Below are 6,641 nucleotides of genomic sequence, written 5' to 3'. Positions count from 1 at the left end.
TAACACCCCGTTTTTCCAGATACCAGACCATTATGGTGCAAGGAAAAAGAAACCCACGTCTCAAAAAGACGGGGTTTCTCGACAATCTGAAACTCCCATAATGGGAGTTTTTTATTTATTTCTTATTCATTTCCACATCATGCTCTTTGGCAAGTGTTTTGACTTGTTCTTCAAAATCTCTGAATAGTTTTCTACCCTCGCTAAGCTTGGCGTTACTTTCATTGACTAAGTTCAGATCCTGTTTATCCAGCGCATCTACCAACTTAATGAAGGCTTCATTTTGGGTATTAACGGCCTTGATATAGATTTCGTGAACAGCTCTTACCTCAGGCGTTTCCGTCTTTACAGCTTCTACTTTATCGACAAATTTAGTGTATTCCGGGATGATTTCATCATTTAAAGTATTATATAGTGTTAGATCATCTGTGTAATTATCTCCGGTCGCGGCTTCATACTTTTCAGTTACTGCTTTTTCATCCTGTCCCAAGGGAAGCATTCCATCATTGATATAAGTAATTAAATCTTTTTTAACCGGATCTGTAGAGCAGGCGGCCAAAATGGAGAAGCAACATAATACTAACATAAACACGCTAAGTTTTTTCATCTGTATTCCCCTTTTTTATGTATTTTATGGGTAATCCGATTCATATAATAGTCAGAAAGAACTATCCATATTGTTTAATTATATCGTATAAATAAGAGAATGGTAGGAATTTTGTGGTAAAATAGTGTCGAAATTAAGTTGATTGATCTGCTCTTTAACATAAGTACAACAGGAAAGTTAATCTGGTGCGAACCCCAAGCGCACATAAAAACCCCGGATCATTCGCACCTTAAGTAGGGCGCGGGATTTTAGAAATTCACGCCTATTTGCTTCCGTTTTTTGAGTTAAAAAATGAGATTCGCACTTTATGCGGTGAGAAGTCTTATGTAGTAAGGCTTCTTCTTTGTCATGTAAAGATAGAAATATAGATGTGGGGAACAAAGCATAGGGGTGATGTACGATTGGAATTGCGTGAAATGAAAAAGAGAAGCTAATTTCTCGCCTCTTATCCTGATTGCGTCACTCGCTTCATCACTGGTAGCTGATTTTGTATCCAAAGAGTTTTTTGGAATGAGTTCCGTTTTTCAGTTTATGAATGTGGGGCCTGCTCCATATAGACCCATTCTCCTTTTGTAATGTCTGGAGTGCTTGGACTAAGCATGCCATTACTGCTTGGGGGCGGAAATGGCCTGGTGAACGATTTGATAACAGATTGTTTTTCGTTGAAATTTCTTCTTGTTATTTTAATACTTAAGTTTTTATTCACGATGTTCAGTTACGGTTCTGCTGCTCCTGGTGGAATATTTTTACCTATGCTCGTGATCGGGGCCTTAATTGGTGTGATGTATAGCAAGTTCATAAATGGATTATGGGGGATGCCTGTGCTTAGCGAAAGTAGTTTCTTGATTTTGGCAATGGCAGGCTATCTTACAGCGAGCTTGAAGGCCCCTATTACTGGAATCATATTGATTACTGAAATGACAGGGAATTTCACTAATCTGCAATCTACAGGTGTTGTCTGCCTCGTTGCCTACATGACGGCCGAGCTGTTTCGCTCTCATCCCGTGTATGAAGTTCTGCTGGAGCGCTTTTTGCATCAAAGAAAGGCAAGTGGTGAAACGGAGCAATTATCAAGCAAAGTTATACTTGAAGTATCTATTCTTCAGGGATCGCGTTTGGACGGTACACAAATCAAGGATTTTCAGTGGCCTGCTCACTGTCTCATTGTTTCTGTCAAGCGCGGGTCGGATGAAAAAATCCCTGATGGACAGATGCTTTTACGGGCAGGAGATTATTTGAATATACTTACAAGCGGTCGACACGCTGCCTATGTCCATGATTGTTTGAGGGAACCCGCAGGTCAAAGCACCGACTGGATACAAGGGATTCCAATTGAAAAACTTTAAAGAAATATCTTCCATTGAAACCAGAATTACTTTATGATAAAGATAGACATCCTAGATTTTTCCTGTATATATTTGGGGAATAGCTGAATATCTTTAATACATTTGAGAGGAGATTTCAGTATGAAAAGGTTTAAAAAGGTGGTTTCAGTTACACTAAGCTCGATGCTTCTGCTTTCTTTCGGCATGACGGCGAACGCGAGCGCAAGCGCAAGTACAGGGGAGAGGACGGATCAAGCGATTCAGGAAGTTTCTAATGTGCAGCTAACAACTGATAAGGAAAGTGTTATTGAACAATTAACACGCGCGGACAAGCCTGCCAGTACCGCAGATTCGGTGTACACCATTACAGAAAATATTAACTTGGCGACACCACAGAAATCTGTATTGAAAAAGAGAGTGACCCCTTCGCTCAAAGCCAGCACAAAATCAGTATCAGCTAAAGCCGCAGCGACCGTAGCGTCGGCGTCCACTGCTACATATTCCGGTACGATTACAGAAGAAGGAGGCACACAGTTTTTATATCCGATCTATTTACAGCCAGGTGAATTGTTACAGGCTCAGTTGGAAGGTCCATTTTCAGCCCAGCTTGACTATGACTTATACCTGTATGAGTTTGATATGGCGACAGGCGATATTAATTCCAATCCAATAGACGTTTCCAACTACGGGACTTATGTTAACAATTATGAGCAAGGAGCTGCTTCTCTTCCTGAAAACGTAGGAGCTCGCAACTCAATCGGAGCCGAGAAGGCTTATGCGCTTGCAGTTCATGCCAAGAAGGGGTCTAGTATTAATGATCTTTTCTATTTAACTGTAGCAGTAAGCTCCAACTATGATGCCTATGAGCCGGATGATAGTGCCTTCCATGCTTATAATTTTACTGTTAACGACAAAGGCTCCTCGATTAACTTCCGTACCATCCATTCCGCTATAGACAACGATTGGTATCAAGTTACAGTACCAGCCAGCCGTAATTATGATGCATTAAATGTGAAGCTGGACAGCACTTCGGAAAGCTATGGGTACAAAGCGGAAGTCTATGCAGCTCTTACGGGCAACCAAATGGTGCTTCTACCACAAATCAATCATAATGTTACCCTAAACACAGGGACTTACTATGTACGAGTGTACAGCACAAGTCAGTATTCAGCCGACCATTTGTATACACTATCGATTAAACCGGTGCTTCGGGCTGGCAAAATTGAAATTACCGGCTATAACTCCAATGGCTATTATGATTATCCAACGTATTCTTACGGGCGTCATTATCGTATTAACGGAGGCAGCAGTCTGATCGTGAACGGTGTTGTGAAAACAACAGATGGTCAACTGGTTCCCAATGCGCCTGTCACGGTCGTTTGGCTGGATAAGAACTGGAGCGAAGGCAGTGGTAACCGTACGAGAACGGCTTCTACGTATACCGATGATAGCGGTAAATTCAATGTGACCCTTTCTCTTCCGCAATCGACAGGAAAAAATGTAGATTATATAAGTGAAATTGGTTCCACACACTATTATGATCTTACAGGAGTAGCGGCTCAGGTCGATGGAACTTCGATTAGTGCGACGGACATTATTTATCTATTTGCTTACAGCTTGAGAAACTAAGAAATGCTTTAATGTCATTTTGATCATGAGAGAGTCGCTTTTTTTGAATGGTTAGCTGAGGCTTTCCATTTCTGAAAGAGCGACTTTTCATGTTTATTCACCAAGAATAAGAAAATGGTCTTGTTTTCATAGATTACAAATAGAAAATGTTTTGCATAATATATTCCAATAGAACCAAAGATGATTTATGATAGAGCCATACAGCCTAGAAATCACCCTGGTTTATCCGGGGATAGCGGGAATTCCTTAAACTATTTGAGAGGGGATTTCAGTATGAAGAGGTTCAAAAAGGCTATTGCAGTGATGTTAAGCATGATGCTTCTGTTTGCTTTCGGAGTGACTGCGAACGCGAGTGAAAGTAAGGAGGCTGCATCGGATCAAGCAATTAAGGTAGAATCCAAGATTCAGCTAACAACTGAAAATGAAGACGTAATTAAGCGTTTAACACGGGCAGACAAGCCAGACAGCGTTACGTCTTCGGTTTATGTCACGCAAGAAAATCTCAACTTCAAGACACCAGAGACAACCTCATTGAAAAGGGAATCCATTTCTTCGCTGAAAGAAAGCCCAATGGCTGCTTCAGCCACAGCTTCCTCTGCTACGTATTCCGGTACGATTACGCAAGAGGGAGGCACACAATTTTTATATCCGATCTATTTGCAGCCAGGTGAATTGTTGCAGTCCCAGTTGGATGGTCCATTTTCAGCCCAGCTTGACTATGACTTATACTTATATGAGTTTGATATGACGACAGGTGACATTAATCCTAATGCCATTGACGCATCCACCTATGGTACTTATTTTAACAATTATGAACAGGGAGCTGCTTCACTTCCTGAAAACGTAGGAACCCGCAACGCTGCCGGATATGAAAAGGCATATGCGATTGCTGTCCATGCCAAAAAGGGTTCCAGCATCAATGATCCTTTCTATCTAACGGTCGATACAAGTTCCAGCTACGATGCATATGAACCAGATGAGAGTGCTTTCCATGCCTATAACTTCACCTTTAGTACGGGCGGATCATCGCTTAATTCACGCTCCATTCATTCAGGCATTGATAACGACTGGTACCAAGTTACGATCCCTGCCAGCCGCAATTATGACGCTTTGAACGTAAAGCTTGACAATGTTTCGGACGGCTATGGCTACAAAGCGGAAGTCTACGGAGCTCTTACCGGAAACCAAATGGTGCTTTTACCACAAACGAATCATAATGTTACCTTAAATACAGGAACGTACTATGTGCGAGTGTACACAACCAATCAGTATTCACCCAATCATTTGTACACACTTACACTGAAGCCGGTGCTTCGGGCTGGCAAAATTGAAATTACCGGCTATGATTCTGCTAATGGCCCTAATGATTATCCGAACTACTCATATGGTCGTCATTATCGGGTTAATCAACGCAGTAACCTTACCGTGAAGGGTGTAGTTAAGACAACTGATGGTTATCCAGTGGCAAATGCACCTGTTGATGTGACATGGTTGAATCAGAACTGGACTGAAGGCAGCGGGAATCGTACTCGTACAGGCACAGCTTATACGGACCAGAATGGAGCCTTTAGTGTGACTCTTTCCCTGCCATCTTCCACTGGAAGTATAGCGGAATACCTGTCTGGAGCCATCAGTTTTACACACTACTATGATCTATCAGGGGTAGCGGCTCAGGTGTCAGGTACTTCGATTATAGACACGGATATTGTATATCACTTTGCCTATAGTATTTATGGTGGTTGATGGACGGGGTATTAAACTAAAACTTTAGGTAACTTGTTGCTTGAATATTTTATATTTGAAACAAAAGTAGTTCGTTTCAATATTTGTTCATTTTTGGGACAAAGCATATATTCATTCCATATATGCTTTGTCCGATATATATAGAAACAGGGTCACATTACACTATACATACGCCTTAGATTGCCTGTTACAAACATGACAGGAGGAAATAGGATGAATTTTGGGCCTCTTAGAGCACAGCAAGCGATTCTTAATGCGAGTAGCTTACGGATCAATCCGACAAGCAAGCAAGTTCCATCATCCCAGTTTCATGAAGAAAAGGTCTCCGGATTTGTAGTTCAAGACTCCGTGGAGATCAGTGAAGCTGGTAGACAGTTGGCCGAAGGGGCTATTGTATCACAGGCTGCCACGTATTTCGGTACAACACAGATCAATGATTCATTAAACCGGGTTCTGGAAGGTCAGCCAGAAGAAGTGTCTAATGCAGTGTACAGTATGATTCAATCTAATTTTATCGTCGACGGAACAGTAACGGATGAGAGTCAGCGAGCTGTGCTGCTGGAGATGGGAGTTACTCAATCCAAGTATATTGCTGATCATTACATGGAAGGCGACAAGGCCAAAGAATTTCTGGAAACCATGAACCAGATCGCTGGTATTGCTTTAACACGATCCACTGATCCAAAGACCGGAGATATTAGCTACACGACTCCAATAGATCGTCCGTCAGGTGCTCCTGAGGATTATGTCAAGCTGTCGGAAGTGATGAAGCAGGTCGATCCTCAAAAATATACAGCGTACATGAATGATATTAAAGGTGGAGGAAATGGGCTGAGCCAACTGTTAAATTTTGCGCAAAAGGTTCCTCAACATCCCGATTGGATTGAGAAATACAAGGAGCGCACGGGACAGAACGCAGAGTTGCTAAATAACACACCGTTAAACAATCGGTTTGACAAAGCGGATACGACATCTGCTTCTGCTTTTATGAACAGTATGCAAAATCTTCTTAAGGAATCTTCCGCTACTCAGGATTCTTACATGCAGAATATGCGAGGATTTTTTCGGAACTTGGGCGTTCAGATTCATTAATATCCTCAAAATAATTTGTCAGTTCTGTTTACATCCTGCTTGGAACGAAGTATAATAGCTTCAAAACATACTCGTGATATAGAGGAAGCACCTCAAACCTAGGCATTAACGCCTTCGTTTGAGGTGCTTTTTCTATTTTACCCGAAGCGAGTTTGTAAAACTCTTTGAAAATAAAATAAAGTAAGGAGAAGTGTATGTATCGAAAAAATAAACGAAGGGTAAGGAAGTATAGGAAGTGGGTGTATGGA

5 protein-coding genes are annotated in these 6,641 nt (G+C 41.6%); 4 read left to right on the top strand and 1 reads right to left on the bottom strand.

What is annotated here, in order from left to right:
* Window positions 1-115: 115 nt before the first annotated feature.
* Entirely contained in the window at window positions 116-604 is a 489-nt protein-coding gene (locus tag AC5ELV_RS08680) for a hypothetical protein (RefSeq protein WP_493429858.1), read from the bottom strand.
* A 599-nt stretch (window positions 605-1,203) separates the two neighbouring features.
* On the opposite strand from AC5ELV_RS08680, the gene AC5ELV_RS08675 reads away from it, so the two are divergent.
* The 4 genes from AC5ELV_RS08675 (at window position 1,204) to AC5ELV_RS08660 (ending at window position 6,393) form a co-directional block, all read left to right on the top strand.
* Window positions 1,204-1,950: a chloride channel protein gene (locus AC5ELV_RS08675; protein ID WP_493429857.1), complete on the top strand. Its 747-nt coding sequence runs from the start codon at window positions 1,204-1,206 to the stop codon at window positions 1,948-1,950.
* A 120-nt stretch (window positions 1,951-2,070) separates the two neighbouring features.
* On the top strand, window positions 2,071-3,558 hold the full coding sequence (locus AC5ELV_RS08670) for a hypothetical protein (RefSeq protein WP_493429856.1): 1,488 nt from the start codon (window positions 2,071-2,073) through the stop codon (window positions 3,556-3,558).
* A 273-nt stretch (window positions 3,559-3,831) separates the two neighbouring features.
* Window positions 3,832-5,301 (top strand): transthyretin-like family protein, encoded by a 1,470-nt coding sequence (locus tag AC5ELV_RS08665; RefSeq protein ID WP_493429855.1) that lies wholly within the window; start codon window positions 3,832-3,834, stop codon window positions 5,299-5,301.
* Between the two features lie 213 nt (window positions 5,302-5,514).
* A complete protein-coding gene (locus tag AC5ELV_RS08660) occupies window positions 5,515-6,393 on the top strand; it encodes a hypothetical protein (protein WP_493429854.1) in 879 nt (292 codons plus the stop codon).
* Window positions 6,394-6,641 lie beyond the last annotated feature (248 nt).

The organism is Paenibacillus sp. NMA1017 (genome assembly GCF_058895805.1).
The sequence above is the reverse complement of the archived record's forward strand: the minus strand, read 5'-3'. Positions and strand labels throughout refer to the sequence as shown.

Coding starts and splice junctions, on each gene's coding strand:
- AC5ELV_RS08680 (WP_493429858.1), bottom strand. CDS start 604: ATGAAAAAACTTAGCGTGTTTATGTTAGTATTATGTTGCTTCTCCATT.
- AC5ELV_RS08675 (WP_493429857.1), top strand. CDS start 1,204: ATGCCATTACTGCTTGGGGGCGGAAATGGCCTGGTGAACGATTTGATA.
- AC5ELV_RS08670 (WP_493429856.1), top strand. CDS start 2,071: ATGAAAAGGTTTAAAAAGGTGGTTTCAGTTACACTAAGCTCGATGCTT.
- AC5ELV_RS08665 (WP_493429855.1), top strand. CDS start 3,832: ATGAAGAGGTTCAAAAAGGCTATTGCAGTGATGTTAAGCATGATGCTT.
- AC5ELV_RS08660 (WP_493429854.1), top strand. CDS start 5,515: ATGAATTTTGGGCCTCTTAGAGCACAGCAAGCGATTCTTAATGCGAGT.